This window comes from Naasia lichenicola (assembly GCF_004801885.1).
GTDB classification, from domain to species: Bacteria; Actinomycetota; Actinomycetes; order Actinomycetales; family Microbacteriaceae; genus Naasia; species Naasia lichenicola.
Window position 1 is genome coordinate 291,122 of record NZ_SSSM01000004.1, and the last position, 16,052, is coordinate 307,173.

General features: G+C 68.3%; 15 protein-coding genes. 4 read left to right on the plus strand and 11 right to left on the minus strand.

The window, feature by feature from the left end; translation table 11 throughout:
- The first annotated feature begins 29 nt into the window (after positions 1 to 29).
- Both E6C64_RS09515 and E6C64_RS09520 read left to right on the plus strand, forming a co-directional pair.
- On the plus strand, positions 30 to 866 hold the full coding sequence (locus tag E6C64_RS09515; protein ID WP_136427270.1) for a purine-nucleoside phosphorylase: 837 nt from the start codon (positions 30 to 32) through the stop codon (positions 864 to 866).
- The gene (locus tag E6C64_RS09520; protein WP_136427271.1) at positions 863 to 2,545 is read left to right on the plus strand and encodes a phospho-sugar mutase; all 1,683 of its coding nucleotides are present in this window, start codon (positions 863 to 865) and stop codon (positions 2,543 to 2,545) included. Before E6C64_RS09515 ends, E6C64_RS09520 begins: the two co-directional genes overlap by 4 nt.
- 187 nt (positions 2,546 to 2,732) lie before the next feature.
- Here the strand turns inward: E6C64_RS09520 and E6C64_RS09525 are convergent, their stop codons facing one another.
- The 11 genes from E6C64_RS09525 to E6C64_RS09575 all read right to left on the minus strand — a co-directional run bounded on the left by E6C64_RS09525 (position 2,733) and on the right by E6C64_RS09575 (position 14,756).
- Positions 2,733 to 3,005 (minus strand): PTS sugar transporter subunit IIB, encoded by a 273-nt coding sequence (locus E6C64_RS09525; RefSeq protein ID WP_136427272.1) that lies wholly within the window; start codon positions 3,003 to 3,005, stop codon positions 2,733 to 2,735.
- Positions 3,006 to 3,075: 70 nt separating this feature from the next.
- Positions 3,076 to 4,218 (minus strand): adenosine deaminase, encoded by a 1,143-nt coding sequence (locus tag E6C64_RS09530; RefSeq protein ID WP_136427273.1) that lies wholly within the window; start codon positions 4,216 to 4,218, stop codon positions 3,076 to 3,078.
- Positions 4,219 to 4,253: 35 nt separating this feature from the next.
- A complete protein-coding gene (locus E6C64_RS09535) occupies positions 4,254 to 5,540 on the minus strand; it encodes a thymidine phosphorylase (protein ID WP_136427274.1) in 1,287 nt (428 codons plus the stop codon).
- Between the two features lie 89 nt (positions 5,541 to 5,629).
- Positions 5,630 to 6,271: a DUF4232 domain-containing protein gene (locus E6C64_RS09540; RefSeq protein WP_136427275.1), complete on the minus strand. Its 642-nt coding sequence runs from the start codon at positions 6,269 to 6,271 to the stop codon at positions 5,630 to 5,632.
- 134 nt (positions 6,272 to 6,405) lie between these two features.
- Positions 6,406 to 6,831, minus strand: a complete 426-nt coding sequence (locus tag E6C64_RS09545) for a cytidine deaminase (RefSeq protein WP_136427276.1) — start codon at positions 6,829 to 6,831, stop codon at positions 6,406 to 6,408.
- A 132-nt stretch (positions 6,832 to 6,963) separates the two neighbouring features.
- Positions 6,964 to 8,259, minus strand: coding sequence for an ABC transporter permease (locus E6C64_RS09550; protein ID WP_136427277.1), 1,296 nt, complete (start codon positions 8,257 to 8,259; stop codon positions 6,964 to 6,966).
- Positions 8,256 to 9,653 carry an ABC transporter permease gene (locus E6C64_RS09555; RefSeq protein WP_136427278.1) on the minus strand — a complete coding sequence of 466 codons (1,398 nt, stop codon included), beginning with the start codon at positions 9,651 to 9,653 and terminating at the stop codon, positions 8,256 to 8,258. Before E6C64_RS09555 ends, E6C64_RS09550 begins: the two co-directional genes overlap by 4 nt.
- A complete protein-coding gene (locus E6C64_RS09560; protein WP_136427279.1) occupies positions 9,650 to 11,149 on the minus strand; it encodes an ABC transporter ATP-binding protein in 1,500 nt (499 codons plus the stop codon). The genes E6C64_RS09555 and E6C64_RS09560 overlap by 4 nt, the downstream gene beginning before the upstream one ends.
- Before the next feature lie 146 nt (positions 11,150 to 11,295).
- Complete coding sequence (locus tag E6C64_RS09565) at positions 11,296 to 12,390, minus strand: BMP family lipoprotein (protein WP_136427280.1); 1,095 nt, start codon at positions 12,388 to 12,390, stop codon at positions 11,296 to 11,298.
- Between the two features lie 187 nt (positions 12,391 to 12,577).
- Positions 12,578 to 13,546: a nucleoside hydrolase gene (locus tag E6C64_RS09570; RefSeq protein WP_136427281.1), complete on the minus strand. Its 969-nt coding sequence runs from the start codon at positions 13,544 to 13,546 to the stop codon at positions 12,578 to 12,580.
- 58 nt (positions 13,547 to 13,604) lie between these two features.
- Complete coding sequence (locus E6C64_RS09575) at positions 13,605 to 14,756, minus strand: mannose-1-phosphate guanylyltransferase (protein ID WP_233255545.1); 1,152 nt, start codon at positions 14,754 to 14,756, stop codon at positions 13,605 to 13,607.
- Positions 14,757 to 15,028: 272 nt separating this feature from the next.
- Here E6C64_RS09575 and sdhC point away from each other — a divergent pair, with 272 nt between their 5' ends.
- A complete protein-coding gene (gene sdhC, locus E6C64_RS09580; RefSeq protein WP_269846375.1) occupies positions 15,029 to 15,427 on the plus strand; it encodes a succinate dehydrogenase, cytochrome b556 subunit in 399 nt (132 codons plus the stop codon).
- Positions 15,427 to 15,915 (plus strand): succinate dehydrogenase hydrophobic membrane anchor subunit, encoded by a 489-nt coding sequence (locus E6C64_RS09585; RefSeq protein WP_136427283.1) that lies wholly within the window; start codon positions 15,427 to 15,429, stop codon positions 15,913 to 15,915. Before sdhC ends, E6C64_RS09585 begins: the two co-directional genes overlap by 1 nt.
- The last annotated feature ends 137 nt before the right edge of the window (positions 15,916 to 16,052 follow it).

The following is a 16,052-nucleotide window of genomic DNA, read 5'->3' on the forward strand; positions in this document are numbered from 1 at the left end:
TCGGGGAGCTTCGAAAGTAGGCTGAGCGAGTGAACGCACCCTCCCCTTCGCCCCTCGACGACCTCGCTGTCGACCCCTTCGATGTCGCCGCCCGCGCCGCCGAGCAGATCGCCGCAGCCACCGGCGTGCAGCGGCACGACATCGCCCTCACCCTCGGCAGCGGCTGGGGCCGGGCCGCAGAGCTGATCGGCGAGACCGTCGCGACGGTGCCCGCGGCGGAGATCGAGGGCTTCAGCGTCTCGGGCGTCGCCGGCCACAGCGGCACGCTCCGCTCGATCCGGCTGGCCGACGGCCGGCACGCGCTCGTCATCGGCGCGCGCACCCATCTGTTCGAGGGCCTCGGCGTGCGACGGGTCGTGCACAGCGTCCGGACCGCCGCCGCGACGGGGGCGAAGATCCAGGTGCTCACCAACGGCGCCGGAGGCATCAAGCGCGGCTGGAAGCCCGGATCGCCGGTGCTCATCAGCGATCACATCAACCTCACCGGCAAGTCGCCGCTCGAGGGCGCCACCTTCATCGACCTGACCGACCTCTATTCGAGCCGACTCCGCGACATCGCCCGAACCGTCGATCCGACGCTCGACGAGGGCGTCTACGTCCAGTTCCCCGGCCCCCACTACGAGACGCCCGCCGAGGTGCGGATGGCCGAGATCATCGGCGGCGACCTCGTCGGGATGTCCACGTCGCTCGAAGCGATCGCCGCCCGCCAGGCGGGCATGGAGGTGCTCGGCTTCTCCCTGATGACCAACGTCGCCGCCGGCATCCTCAAGGACGCGCCGCTCAGCCATGCGGAGGTCCTCGAGGCCGGCCGCGAGGCCGAGGGCCGCATCGGTTCGCTGCTCGCGGCGGTGGTGGGCAAGCTGTGACCGACGCTTCGTCGACGACCGAGCTGCTCACGGCGGTGCGGAGCTGGATCGCGCAGGATCCGGATCCAGACACCCGCACCGAGCTGGAGACCCTTGCGACAGCCGCAGATGGGCAGGTCGCCGAGGCGATCGCCGAGCTGCACGACAGCTTCTCCGGCCGGCTCGCCTTCGGCACCGCGGGACTGCGCGGCGAGGTCGCGGGCGGTCCGAACCGGATGAACCGCGTGGTCGTCAGTCAGACGACCGCCGGCCTCGCCCGCTTCCTGATCGGCCGCGCACAGGAGGGCGAAGAGGTCAGCGCCGTCATCGGCTACGACGGTCGCACGAAGTCCGACGTGTTCGCTCGCGACACCGCTCAGATCCTTGCCGGTGCCGGCATCGCGGTGACGCTGCTGCCCCGCGCTCTGCCGACGCCGGTGCTGGCCTTCGCCGTGCGCCACCTCCGAGCCGGTGCCGGGGTGATGATCACCGCCTCGCACAACCCCCCGCGGGACAACGGCTACAAGCTCTACCTCGGGGATGGCGACGGCGGCTCGCAGATCGTGCCCCCCGCCGACACCGAGGTCTTCGCAGCGATCGACGACGTCGTCGCCACCCTGCGGATGGATGAGCTGGAGCGCTCGGACGACTACACCGTCGCCGACGAGAGCATCCTCGACGCGTACGTGCGCCGAACCGCGGGCGCGCTCGGGGTGCCTCCCGTCCCCGTCCGCTGGGTCTACACGCCGATGCACGGCGTCGGATGGGAGACCGTCTCTCGCGTCATCACCGCAGCGGGGATCACGCCGCCGCTGCTCGTGGAGGAGCAGATCGATCCCGATCCGGCCTTCCCCACCGTGGTGTTCCCGAACCCCGAGGAGCCGGGAGCGCTCGACCTCGCCTACGCCACCGCGACCCGGACGGGCGCCGAGCTGATCCTGGCCAACGACCCCGACGCCGACCGGCTCGCCGCCGCCGTGCCCGACGGCAGCGGCTGGCGCGCGCTCAGCGGCAACGAGCTGGGCCTCATCCTCGGCTGGGGCATCGCCCAGCGCATGCAGCGCGAGGGCCGAACCGGCAACTTCGCCGCATCCATCGTCTCCTCGCCGGGCCTGCGGGTGATGGCGGAGCGCCTCGGCTTCGGCTATCAGGAGACGCTCACCGGCTTCAAGTGGATCTCCCGCGTGCCGCACCTCGCCTTCGGGTTCGAGGAGGCGCTCGGCTACCTCGTCGACCCCTGGAAGGTGCGCGACAAGGACGGCATCTCAGCCCTGCTCGCCGCGCTCGAGGGCGTCATGGGACTGCGTGCCTCGGGCCGGACGCTGTCCGAGTTCCAGGACGACTTCGACGCCATGTTCGGCAACTTCGCCTCCGCTCAGCTGTCGGTCCGAGTGGCACAGCTCGACCAGCTGACCGAGGGCATGCGCCGGCTGCGCGCCGACCCGCCCACCTCGATCGGCGGGCTGGCCGTGCTGTCGATGGATGACCTGTCCGCCGGTTCGGAGACGCTGCCGCCGAGCGACGTGCTGCGCTTCCAGCTGAACGAAGGCGCCCGGGTGATCGTGCGACCGAGCGGAACCGAGCCGAAGCTCAAGGTCTATCTCGACGTGGCCTCCGAGACGGGCTCGGTCCTGGAGCGCCGCTCCCACGGCCGCCTCACCCTGGCCCGCCTGCGCGAGGGCGCCTCCGCCCTTCTCTGACCGATGTGTACGTTCCGGCTCGATACCTACGTAATTTCGTAGGTATCCGCGGGTTTCGTAGGTATCCGTGGTTAGTCGCGCGCGAGACGGGGTCACAACCGACCCAGACCGTCCGGTGATCACTACCTACGATTCGGTCACATGTGCACGGAATTTCGAGCACATTCGGCCGGAACGTAGGAATGGGTCAGGCGAGGGCGGTCTCGAGCTTCGAGGTGAGCTCGTCCTGATCGAGGATGTTCTGGATCACGATGACATCCGCGTAGGTGTCGCCGATCGCGCCGAGATGCTCGGCGGTCGTGAGGATCACCTGCGCATCCTCCGCATCCTCTCGGACGCGGCTGACGTTCGTCGCCAGCACCTCGGCCTCGAGGCCGAGAGTGCTGAGCGCACGCTCCGCGCTCACCTTGAGGATGGCGGAGGTGCCGATCCCCGCCCCGCAGATGGTCACGATCTTCACGGGGCGAGTGTACCTCGCTGAGTCTTCCTCACCTCAGGCCAACCACCTGGCCACGGGTTCTGCGCGCGGGTCAGGCCGACAGCTCGTCGAATCCGGCGCTGATGCTCTCCGCGAGGTCCTCGCGGTCCTCCACGCTGAGGAACGTCGCGGCGGCGGCGTTGAGCTGGAAGACCTCGAAGTCGGAGAGGTCGTAGCCGAACGCGTCCGACAGCAGCGAGAGCTCCCGGGTGATGCTCGTGCCGCTCATCAGCCGGTTGTCGGTGTTCACCGTGACGCGGAAGCCGAGCTGGTAGAGCAGATCGAACGGGTGATCCGACAGCTCGGTGCCCCAGGCGGCGATGGCCTCGGTCTGCAGGTTGGACGACGGCGCGAGCTCGAGCGCGATCTCGCGGTCCTTCACCCACTGGGCGAGGTCGCCCAGGCTGACGAAGGTGGTCTCGTCGTCCTCGTTCTCGATCTCGATGTCCTCCGCGACGCTGACGCCGTGGCCGAGGCGCAGGGCACGGCCGTCGATGATCGCGCTGCGGATGCTGTCGAGGCTGTCCGCCTCGCCCGCGTGCACGGTCACCGGGAACCACGACTCGGCGAGGAAGTCGAAGGCATCGAGGTGCAGGCTCGGCGGGAAGCCCTTCTCGGGGCCGGCGATGTCGAATCCGACCACGCCGTTGCCGCGATGCCGCACAGCGAGCTGGGCGATCTCGAGGCTGCGGTCGGCCTGCCGCATGGCGCTGACGAGCTGGCCGACGCGGAGGACGTGCCCGCTGTCGCGACGGGCGTCCTCGATGCCGAGCTCGAGGCCCTCCTGCACCGCTTCGACGGCCTCGTCGAGGCTGAGCCCGCGCTGCAGGTGCTGCTCGGGCGCCCAGCGGATCTCGCCGTAGACGACTCCGTCGTCCGCCAGGTCGAGCGCGAACTCTCGGGCGACCCTGATGAGGCCCTCACGGGTCTGCATCACGCCGAGGGTGACGTCGAAGGTCTTGAGGTACTCCACGAGGGAGCCGGACGCGGCGCTCTCGCTGAACCACCTGCCGAGGGAGTCGGCGTCGTCGGCCGGCAGCTCGAAGCCGATCTCATCGGCCAGCTCGAGGATGGTCTGCGGGCGCAGGCCGCCGTCGAGGTGGTCGTGCAGACTGACCTTCGGAAGCCGCGCGATGTCGATGCGGCCACCCGCGGTCCGGACCCCGTTGATCAGATACTGCCCTGCCAAGCTCATGGCTCCAACCTACCGGGGCGGGGTTGCTCCCGGATTCAGGAGATGCGGTCGGCGATGAGCTTCCGCGGCGCGAAATGCGTGCCCTCTGGCGCGATCGTGTACGCCCCGTCGACGGCCTCGAGGGCCCGCTCGAATCGAGACCCGTCGTCGGCGTGCAGGGTGAACAGCGGGTCGCCGGCCGCCACCGTGTCGCCCGGCTTGGCGTGCAGCTCGACGCCCGCGCCGAAGACGACGGAATCCTCCTGACGCGCGCGCCCCGCACCGAGCCGCCAGCCGGCGATGCCGAAGGCGAGGGCGTGCTGCTCGGTGAGCACCCCCGACACCTCGGCCCGCACCACGTGCGTCTCCTTCGCCACGGGCAGCGCCGCGTCGGGATCGCCGCCCTGCGCGACGATCATCCGCCGCCAGGTGTCCATCGCGCGCCCATCCGCGAGTGCCGCGGCCGGGTCCGCATCGGGGAGCCCAGCGAGGGACAGCATCTCCCTGGCGAGTGCGAGGGTCAGCTCGATGACGTCTGCCGGTCCCCCACCCGCGAGCACCTCGACCGATTCCCGGACCTCGAGCGCGTTGCCGATGGTGAGTCCGAGCGGGACGCTCATGTCGGTGAGCAGCGCACTCGTCGCGACGCCGGCGTCCTTGCCGAGGTCCACCATGGTGCGGGCGAGTTCGGTGGCCCGAGCGAAGTTCTTCATGAAGGCGCCCTCGCCGAACTTGACGTCCAGCACGAGGGCGGCGGTGCCCTCTGCGATCTTCTTGGACATGATCGACGACGCGATGAGCGGGATCGCCTCGACCGTGCCGGTCGTGTCGCGGAGCGCATAGAGCTTCTTGTCGGCAGGGGCGAGTCCTGCGCCGGCCGCGCAGATGACGGCGCCGACCTCCTGCAGCTGGGCGATCATCGCGTCGGGCGCGACATCCGCCCGCCACCCGGGGATCGATTCCAGCTTGTCGAGGGTTCCGCCGGTGTGACCGAGCCCGCGCCCGGAGAGCTGCGGCACCGCGACGCCGAACGAGGCCACGAGAGGCGCGAGCGGCAGGGTGATCTTGTCGCCCACGCCGCCTGTCGAATGCTTGTCGGTCGTCCGCTTGCCGAGACCGGTGAAGGTCATCCGCTCACCGCTGTCGATCATGGCGAAGGTGAGGTCGCGGATCTCCGCCCTCGTCATGCCCTTGAGCAGCACCGCCATCGCGAATGCGGACATCTGGGAGTCGGCCACGAAGCCGCGGGTGAAGGCGTCGACGAGCCAGTCGATCTCCGCCCTGTGCAGCTCCCGCCCGTCGCGTTTGGCGATGATCAGGTCGACCGCATCGAATCTCTCCATCCGACAAGGCTATGGGCCGCAGGCCGTGTGCACGAAACGACCCGATGCCTACGTAATTTCGTAGGTATCGAGCCGGAACGTAGGAGATGTCACTCGGCGGAGAGGGCTCCGACCCGCAGCCAGCTGACGTCGGATGAGAGGCAGGCGGGCAGGCCGGGCGACTCCACGAAGACCGCGACGAAGGAGTGCGGCGGATAGATCCGCCAGCCGTCGCCCGCTGCCACGTCGCAGGCATCCCCGAGAGGACCGCCGTCCGTGCCGATGTTGACCATCTGGATCGAGGCCCCGATCGAGTCGCCCGGCTTCAGCGGATAGGTCGCGATCTCCATCCCGTCGAAGTGCTCCGCCGACGCGCCGAGCTGCGTGCCGTTCCCGTCGCCCACGACCGAGACGCCGGGATAGCCGCGCAGCTCGCAGTCCGCCGTGCCCGTATTCGTGAAGACCAGCTGGTAGTACATGCTGCCCGCGCCCGAGTCGGCGGGCAGGACCTGGGTCCCGATCGCGTCATCGGCGCACTGAGCGGCTGGAGCATTGGGATCGGTCGGGTCGACCGGAGGCGGCGTCGGCGTCACCGACGCCGATGCAGTCGGGCTGGGAGTCGCCGAGGTCTCAGGAGGCGTGGTCACCGTGACGGTCGACGCAGGGGCAGGAGCGGAGCAGCCGGCCAGCAGCGCGCACAGGGTGACGGCAGCAATAGCTGCCGGGACGAACATCCTCACGGATCGACTCATGCCCCCACGCTAGGTCGCCGCAGCACTCAGGACCACCTGACCACATCAAGGAGATTCTGCTACCCAGCGACCGTTTCATCCCGATCCGAGGCCCTCGAGGCGAAATTCTCCTTGATTTGGTCAGGAGGATGGGCTCAGTGCTCGTCCTGGTAGGCCAGCAGAGTGCGCGGGCCGAATGCGTCGGGAATGACCTCGTCGATGGTCTTGATGCCGCTGACCGTGTCGAGCAGCATCTCAGGCGCCGAGTGCTCGTAGAGCAGCTGACGGCAGCGTCCGCACGGCATGAGCGCGGCCCCGTCGCCGTCGACGCAGGTGAAGGCGACCAGCTTGCCGCCGCCCGACATGGTCAGCGCCGACACGAGGGTGCACTCGGCGCACAGCCCGATGCCGTAGGACGCGTTCTCCACATTGCAGCCGCTGACCACCCGTCCGTCATCCACCAGAGCGGCAGCACCGACCGGGAACTTTGAGTACGGGGAGTACGACTTCTTCATCGCCTCGATGGCGACCTCGCGCAGGGCGGCCCAGTCGATGGCGTCGGTGGTTTCGGGGACGGTCACTGCATCACCCTCTGCTGGATAGAAGCGGTCACTGCATCACCCTCTGCTCGATAGAAGCCGGCACTGCATCACCCTCTGCTCGATAGAAGCCGTCACTGCATCACCCTCTGCTTGATAGAAGCGGTCACTGCATCACTCCTTGATGTATGGCTTGCCCACCGCAGCAGGCGCCACCGCGCGTCCGACGAGCACGGATACGGCGATCAGCGTGACCACGTACGGCGTCATCGCGATGAGATCGGCGGGGATCGGCGATCCGATCTGACCCGCCCAGATGCGGAAGTTGCGGGAGAACCCGAAGAGCAGCGCGGCCACCGCGGCGAGCCATGGATTCCACCGGCCGAGGATGACGGCAGCGAGGGCGATGAAGCCCTGCCCCGCGCTCATCTCGCGGACGAAGGCGCCGACCGAGCCGAGAGTGAGGGCCGCGCCGCCGAATCCGGCGATGGTGCCCGCGATGGTCACCGTCCAGAAGCGGGTGCGGTTGACGTTGATGCCGACCGTGTCCGCTGCGAGCGGATGCTCGCCCACCGCGCGGATGCGCAGTCCCCACCGGGTCTTGAACAGCACGAACCAGACGGTCGGCACCAGCAGAAACATCACGTACGTCGTGATCCGCTGGTTGAACAGCACAGGGCCGAGCACGGGGATGTCGGACAGCAGCGGGATGGGCAGATAGGGCAGGGTGCCCGGGAAGTTGAAGGTCTCGGCGTTGTCGGCGAGCACCGCGGAGTAGAAGAAGTTGGTGAGGCCGATGACGAGCACGTTGAGCACGACACCCACGACGATCTGGTCGACCACGTAGCGGAGCGAGAAGACGGCGAGCACCATCGAGACAAGCGCCCCGCCGATCATCGCGGCGATGAGCCCCAGGAAGAGGCTGTCGGTCACGCTCGCGACGACGGCGGACACGAAGGCGCCGGCGAGCAGCTGACCCTCGATCGCGATGTTCGCGACGCCGACCCGTTCGCCGATCACGCCGGCCAGTGAGCCGAAGATCACCGCGGTCGAGAGGCCGATCGCACCGGTCAGGATGAAGACGACGGGAACGGAGTTGCCGGCGCCCACCGAGGCGAACAGCGCGACCACGAAGAACGCGCCGACGACCAGCGACACCCACAGCGGAACGCCTCTGCGACGCACCGCCTGAACGTAGGCGAAGGCGGTGAGCAGCAGCGAGAGCACCCCGAGCACGATGCAGAACAGCTGCGACGGCACGACGAGCGGCGCGAGGGGCACCGCATCGTTGGCGTCGGAGAGCCGGAACGTGACGTCGGACGCATCGCCGAGCAGCCCGAACACCACGAAGGTGAGCAGGGCGAGCACCGACAGCACGATCGGGGTCTTGAAGTTGCGCGGTGGAACCGCCAGGTGCGGGTGCTCGGGCGACGGCGCCGGAGCGCCCGTGGTCGCAGCGGTGACGGTCATCGGTTCGCCCCTTCGCCAGTGATTCCGCTTGCCGTGCCGCTCGGATCGCCACCCGGCGAACCATGCCCGCCAGCCGACGACGTCGCCGACGCCGTGGAAGAAGCGGCGTGCGTCGGTGCCGCATCGGCGCCGACCGCCGCGTCGTCGACGACCGCCGGGAGCGGATCCATCACGGGGGCTCCAGGCTTGCGCGTCGGGCGCGGCGATCCTCCCCTGCCCGGGCGGCCGGGGAGGTGGAAGATCGTCCGGATCAGCGGCGGGGCGGCGATGAACAGCACGATCAGGCCCTGGACGACGCCGAGCACCTCAGGGGCCACGTCGGCGGCCTGCATGGCCGGCCCGCCCGCCTTCATGGCGCCGAAGAGGAGTCCTGCGCCGAGCACGCCGAGCGCTCGTGATCCACCGAGCAGGGCGACGGTGATCGAGTCGAAGCCGATCCCGGAATCGATGCTCGGCGTGAAGCTTCCGCCTCGACCGAGCGCCTGGTTGCCGGCCGCGAGGCCGATGAACAGCCCGGACGCGATCATCGCGATGATGTAGACGCGGTTCACGTTGATGCCGGCCGTGCGGGCGGCGTCGGGGTTGATGCCGACCATGCGCAGCCGGAACCCGATCGTCGAGCGCTCCATCAGCCACCAGTAGATGGCGACCGCGACGAGGGCGAGCACGAACCCGAGGTGCAGGTCGAAGGCGTCGCCGAGGATCTTCGGGAGCACGGCGCTGGGGTCGGGCGCGATCGTGATCGGGTTGTTGCTGCCGTCCGGCGGGTGCAGGACGGGCGTGCGCATCAGATAGGTGATCAGGCTGATCGCGATGTAGTTGAGCATGATCGTCACGATCACCTCGTGCGCGCCCGTGTAGGCCTTGAGCAGTCCCACGATCGCCGCCCAGAAGCCCGCACCGACGAAGCCGAACAGCAGGGCCACGATGAGGTGGATGCCGTAGGGCAGGTGCAGCTGGTAGCTGGCGAACGCGGCGAAGCCGGCGCCGACGAGCAGCTGGCCCTGGGCGCCGATGTTGAACATGCCGACCCGGAAGCTCAGCGCGACCCCGAGCCCGCCGGCGATGAGCGGAGCGGAGAAGCGCAGCGTCTCGGTGAGGGGGCGGATGGCTCCCTCGAGCGTGGACGAGTTGTAGTTGTAGATCGAGCCGCGGAAGAGCGCAGAGTAGGCCTGGCCGACCGCCGTGGCCGCAGCTGAGAGGAGGTCGCCGGGACGGCCGAAGAAGTAGCCGGCAGACGCGATGACCCGCTCGTTCGTGAAGATGATCAGCAGCGAGCCGACGACGAACGCGAGGAGGATCGCGAGGACCGTGCGCAGCACGCTGCCCTTCAGCACCTCGGCGAGCAGCTGGTTCGCTCGCGGCTGAGCCTTGATGCTGGAATCGGTGGTCATGAGGCGACTCCCGCCATGAGCTGGCCGAGCTTGGCGCGCGGCGTGTTGGCGGGCACGATGTCGATGATCCGCCCGCGGTACATCACGGCGATCCGGTCCGCGAGCGCCAGCACCTCGTCGAGCTCGGTCGAGACGATGAGCACGGGCACCCCGGAGTCGCGGACCGAGACGATCCGCTCGTGGATGAACTCGATCGATCCGACGTCGACGCCGCGGGTGGGCTGAGACGCGATGAAGAGGGCGAGATCGCGTGACAGCTCGCGCGCGAGGACGACCTTCTGCTGATTGCCGCCGGAGAGGCGTCCGGCCGCGGTGGTCGGGCCGGGCGTGCGGATGTCGAATTCGCCGATCGCGCTGCGGGCGAAGTCGTCGCGATGGCCGAAGTCGACGGACAGCCGGTTGGTGAAGGGGCCGGCGAAGCTGCGGTCGAGCATCAGGTTCTCGGCGATGGTGAACTCGCCGACGAGCCCGTCCTTCTTGCGGTCCTCGGGCACATAGCCGACACCCGACTCGAGGATGTGACGGGGCGTCGAGCCGAGCAGCTCGCGCCCGTTGAGCGTGATGGAGCCCTTGACCCGGTGTCGCAGTCCGAGGATGGCCTCGGTGAGCTCGGTCTGCCCGTTGCCCTGGACGCCGGCGATGGCGAGGATCTCGCCCTTGCGGATCGTGAACGAGACGTCGTCGAGCAGCGTGACGCCGTTGACGTCGAAGTGTGTGAGGTCGGTCACGACGAAAGAGTCGGCGCCCGCCTCGAGCGGCTTCTTGTCGACGGTGAGGTCGACCTCGCGCCCGACCATGAGCGAGGCGAGCTCCTGCGAGGAGGCCGTCGGCTCCGCCGATCCGACGACCCTTCCGAGTCGGATGATCGTGATCCGGTTGGCGACCGCCTGCACCTCGCGGAGCTTGTGGGTGATGAAGACGATCGACGTGCCGGCGGCGGCGAGCTGCTTCATGATCGTCATGAGCTCATCCGTCTCCTGCGGCGTGAGCACGGCGGTGGGCTCGTCGAGCACGAGCACCTTGGCGTCGCGGGAGAGCGCCTTGATGATCTCCACGCGCTGCTGGATGCCGACCGGAAGGTCCTCGACGAGCGCATCGGGGTCGAGGTCGAAGCCGAACCGGGCGGAGATCTCGCGGACCCGCTTGCGCGCCTCGGGAAGGTCGAGCGCGCCGCCGAAGCGCGTGGGCTCATGGCCGAGCATGACGTTCTCGGCGACCGTGAAGACGGGGATGAGCATGAAGTGCTGGTGGACCATGCCGACTCCGGCGCGCATGGCGTCACCGGGACCCGAGAAGGCGACGGGGACGTCGTCGAGCAGGATCTGTCCCTCATCGGCCTGATACAGGCCGAACAGCACGTTCATGAGGGTGGACTTGCCTGCGCCGTTCTCACCGAGCAGGGCGTGGATCTCGCCGGGCTCGATGGTGATGCTGATGGCGTCGTTGGCTGTCAGCGAGCCGAAGCGCTTCGTGATTCCGCGGAGTTCGAGTTTCATCCCAGTGACATCCTGCCCTACTGCTCCGACTCCGGTCCGTTCACGCCCGACCCTGCGCCTGCCGGGAAAGCAGAAGTGCTGGGGCCGCCTGAGCGACCCCAGCACTTCTCTGCTGCTTGCTGTGTACTGCTGATACTGCGGAGTGATCAGCTCGCGGGGACCGGCACGATGCTGCCGTCGATGATCCCGGCCTTGAGCTCGTCGAGCTTGGCCTTCGCGTCGTCGGAGATCTTGCTGTCGAAGTCGCCGAAGTCGCTCAGCGCGGTTCCGTCGTTCTCGAGCGTGCCGATGTACGGCTCGTTGGAGAACTCCTCGCCGCCGGCGAGGGGCTCGATGACGTCGAAGACGGCCTGGGTCATGCGCTTCTCGACCGAGGTGAGCACGATCGGGGCGAGCTCGGGCGAGGTGACCGCGATGTCCTTGTCGACGCCGATGATGACCGCATCCTTGCCGGAGTCCGTGATGACCTGGGCGCTGGAGGCGAAGAGGCCGCCCGCGACCGGGAAGACGACGTCCGCGCCGGCATCGAGCTGGCTCTGCGTGATGCTGGCGGCACCGGCCGTGTCACCGAAGTTGGTGGCCGGGTCGGTGAAGGTGCCCGCTCCGTCGACAGGCGCGCCGAGGACCGTGACCGGGGTGCCGGAGTCGGTCTCGTACGCCTTGGCGCCGTAGTAGTAGCCCTCCATGAACACGTCGACGGCGGGGATGTCGAGGCCGCCGTAGGTGCCGATGACCTTGGTGGTCGAGTACGACGCGGCGAGGTAGCCGGCGAGGTAGGACGACTGGTCCATCGAGTAGTTGATGGGCTTCAGGTTGTCGCCGAAGCCGCTGATGTCATCGGCGTCGATCCAGACGAAGTCCGAATCGGGGTTCGCGTTGGCGATCTCCTCGAGCGAGCCGTCGGAGAAGTTGAATCCGACCGCGAAGATCACGTTGCAGCTGGCGTCGACGAGCTGCTGCAGGTTCGGTCCGAAGTCCTCGGTGCTGCTCGACTCGAGCGCCTGGGTCTGGATGCCGAGCTCGCTTGCGGCCTTGTCGAGGCCGTCCTTGGCCGCCTCGTTGAACGAGTTGTCGTTGAAGCTGCCCTCGTCCGAGACCATGCACGCCAGGTAGTCGCTGTCGCCGCTGGCGGCGGTGCTGGAATCGGCTGCGGGCGGAGCCGCACAGGCTGCGAGCATGAGGGTGCTGGCACCGACGAGCACGAGTCCGGTGAGACCGCGCTTGCGAGTGATTGAGTTCACAGGGTTTGACCTCCATAGGCGCGCACGACGAAGTGCGTCGTGCGCAAGATGTGGTTCGAAGATTACCCAGCGTTACGCGTCGACGCGGAGTGCTTCGCCCCCCGAACGGGCGATAGTTATCAATCCGCGACCAAGGCGAAATCTGCAGGAAACCTCAGGTCTCCGCGCCGGCCGACGGACGGAGGATTCAGAGCTCGGGCGAGAAGATCCGGGGCGGCGTCGTCTGCTGCGACATCAGGCCCTTGAGGTAGTCGAAGAAGCCGGCCGAATCGATCCGCTCGACGACGCGGGCGTTGTCCGCGAGGCCGTGGACGCCCCATGACATCGCCGCGTAGCCGCGGGTCAGATCCGATTCCGACTCGATCGCGACGTTGTAGCCCGACGATTTCAGGATCAGCTCGGGATGCATCAGCACCGACGCGGTCAGTGAATCGGGATGGGTGGAGCCGGCGATGCCGACCGACTCGTCGAACTCCAGCGTCTGCTTGCAGACCTGGCCGAAGTAGCGTGCCAGCGGGGTGCCCAGTGCCTCGATCTCGGCGATCTGCTCGCGGGAGAACACCGCGTCGCCGAGGGTCAGCGGCGCCCAGGGCACGACGGTGATCTCGAAGCCCGCCTCGAAGACCGTGCGCGCGGCCTCTGGGTCGACATAGAAGTTGTACTCGGCCGCCGCCGTGATGTTGCCGCGGGCGTTGTTGGACCCGCCCATGATGAACAGCGCCTTCGTGTTCGCGACGAAGCGCGGATCCTTGACGGCCGCCATCGCTATGTTCGTGAGCGGACCGATGCAGACGATGGTCAGCTCGCCGGGGCGCTCGGCCGTCATCCGGATGAGGGCGTCGACGCCGTGCTCGGCCTCGGGCTCGAGGCCGGAGAAGTCGATGGAGAGGCCACCCGATCCGTCGCCGTGCACGTTCTCGGCCGAGACCCAGTCGCGCACCAGCGGGCGACGGCAGCCGAGGAACACTGGAACGGAGTCGAGCCGGTCGGCCACGTTGAGCGTCATCCAGGCGTTGCGGACCTGCAGGTCGAAGCCGACATTGCCGGCGACCATGGTCACGCCGACCAGCTCGGCCTCGGGATCGAGGAGGCCGACGAGCATGGCGACGCAGTCGTCCTGAGCGGTGTCGGTGTCGAGGATGAAGGGAGTGGGCACCCGGAAACGCTAGCGGTGCGCCGGCTCCTCGATCGACGACGGCACGAGCCCAGGTGGGCTAGAGGACGTCGGTGCGGCCCGAGAGCTTGAGCGCATCCACGACGGACTTGACCCGCTGGGCATGCTCGCTGGTGGTCACGAGCAGGGCGTCGGCGGTGTCGACCACCACGATGTTCTCGACGCCGATCAGGGAGATGAGTCGGCCCGTCTCGCTGACCACGATGCCGCTCGACGAGTCGGAGAGCACGCGTGCGTTCTCCCCCAGGATGGCGAGGTCGGACTTGCGTCCGCCCGACTGCAGCTTGGCGAGCGAGCCGAAGTCTCCGACGTCGTCCCACGCGAAGTCGCCGGGGATGACGGCGAGCACCCCCTCTGCCGCGGAGGGCTCGGCGACCGAGTAGTCGATGGCGATCTTCGCCAGCGACGGCCACACCTCGTCGACGATCGCACCGCGCTCGGGCGTATCCCATGCCTCGGCGAGGCGCAGCAGACCCGCGAGGAGCTCGGGCTGGGTCTTGCCCAGCTGCTCGAGGAGCCGATCCGCGCGGGCGATGAACATTCCGGCGTTCCAGAGGTAGGTGCCCGCCTCGACGTAGCGCCTCGCCGTGACGAGATCCGGCTTCTCGACGAAGCGCTTGACAGACATGGCCGACGGAGCACCCGGCACGCTGATGGCGTCGCCGGACTGGATGTAGCCGAAGCCGATGGCGGGTTCGGACGGCTGGATGCCGATGGTGGCGATGTAGCCGGCGTCGGCCACCGCGATCGCCTCGACGACCGCCTGGCGGAAGCGCCTGTTGTCGTTGATGACCTGGTCGGCGGCGAAGGAGCCGATGATCACCCCTGGCTCGCGCCGCTGGAGGATCGCCGCGGCGAGGCCGATGGCCGCCGACGAGTCCTTGCCCTCGCTCTCGAGCACCACGTTGAGATCGGACAGCTCGGGCAGCTGCGCCTCGACGGCGGCGCGGTGGGCGCGCCCGGTGACGACCATGATCCGATCGGGGCCCGAGATGGGGACGAGACGGTTCCAGGTGTCGCGCAGCAGGGTCTGACCCGATCCGGTCAGATCGTGCAGGAACTTGGGCGCGCTGGCCCGGGACAGAGGCCAGAGACGGGAGCCGATGCCGCCGGCCGGGATCACGCTGTAGAAGCGGTCGACCGCCTCGGGCTCTGTGCCGCGGCCGTGCCACACGATTCCACTGTCATTCACGTCGCCAGACTAGCGAAGAGCATTTCGGCGGCGCGGAGTCGATACCCGCAGGCCGTCCGGACGCCCCCGTATTGACGCCCCAGCAAGATTGCCCGATATTGCTTCCGGCTGGCGGAACGGAGCGACTTCGGTGTCGGAGGGCAGGCATAGAATCGATTCCGAATCGTCAGACGCACGCACGTCAGACGCCCAGCGCGGAAGGTGAAGCCACACTCGTGTCGATGAAGAGCACGGACATACCAGCACCCCGAGGGGCCTCCCCTACGGACCAAGTGGCCAGGCGCTTCTCCGCACCCAAGCGACCGGCCGGAACGGTCTATCGCGGGCGTGAGGGAATGTGGTCGTGGGTCCTCCACCGGATCACCGGGGTGGGCATCTACTTCTTCCTGCTGGTCCACATCCTCGACACCGCGCTCGTGCGCGTCAGCCCCGAGGCGTACAACGCGGTCATCGCGCAGTACAAGAACCCGATCATGGGCCTCGGCGAGCTCGCCCTCGTCGCCGCCATCGGCTTCCACGCCCTCAACGGCCTGCGCATCATCCTGATCGACTTCACCGGCTTCGGCACCCGCCACCAGAAGGCGATGTTCTACATCGTCCTCGCCCTCTGGGTCGTGCTGCTCCTCGGCTTCGCGCCGCGCCACCTGATGCACGTCTTCGGAGGTGCCTGATGACCGACAACGCAGCGACCGCCATCGACAACCCGCGCAGCACCGTCGTCCGCCGCCGGAAGGGCGTCAACTGGGAGAAGTGGGGCTGGGTCTACATGCGCGCCTCCGGCGTGCTCCTGGTCGTGCTCATCTTCGGTCACCTCTTCGTCAACCTGTTCGCGGGCGAAGGCGTCACCCAGCTCGACTTCGGCTTCGTCGCCGGCAAGTGGGCGAGCTCCTTCTGGCAGTGGTACGACTTCCTGCTGCTCTGGTTCGCCCTGGTCCACGGATCCAACGGCATCCGCACGATCATCAACGACTACTCCACTCCTCCGACCGGCACCGGCATCCGCTGGCTGCTCACCCCGCACGGCATCATGAAGACCGCCCTCGTGGTCTCGACCGTCGTACTGCTCACTCTGGGAACACTCGTGATCTTCACCTTCGATCCATGCCCGGCGGGCTCGCCGGCCGACCTGCTCCCCTCCTTCTGCTCGGTCGCACGTTGAGTCCTGCTGAGCGGTTGGGCTCCATCGGGAGCCCAGCCGGATCCACCGGCGCGCCCGACGACTCCCACCGAGCCGGCGCATATACCGCGGCACAGAAGCGCAACCCGAAGAACCCCGTCAGCCACACCGACGAGGAG

Bases quoted from the DNA above. Each gene is read 5' to 3' on its own strand.
- E6C64_RS09560 (WP_136427279.1), bottom strand. From the start codon at position 11,149: ATGAAACTCGAACTCCGCGGAATCACGAAGCGCTTCGGCTCGCTGACA.
- E6C64_RS09540 (WP_136427275.1), bottom strand. From the start codon at position 6,271: ATGAGTCGATCCGTGAGGATGTTCGTCCCGGCAGCTATTGCTGCCGTC.
- E6C64_RS09550 (WP_136427277.1), bottom strand. From the start codon at position 8,259: ATGACCGTCACCGCTGCGACCACGGGCGCTCCGGCGCCGTCGCCCGAG.
- E6C64_RS09585 (WP_136427283.1), top strand. From the start codon at position 15,427: ATGACCGACAACGCAGCGACCGCCATCGACAACCCGCGCAGCACCGTC.
- E6C64_RS09530 (WP_136427273.1), bottom strand. From the start codon at position 4,218: ATGAGCTTGGCAGGGCAGTATCTGATCAACGGGGTCCGGACCGCGGGT.
- E6C64_RS09535 (WP_136427274.1), bottom strand. From the start codon at position 5,540: ATGGAGAGATTCGATGCGGTCGACCTGATCATCGCCAAACGCGACGGG.
- E6C64_RS09555 (WP_136427278.1), bottom strand. From the start codon at position 9,653: ATGACCACCGATTCCAGCATCAAGGCTCAGCCGCGAGCGAACCAGCTG.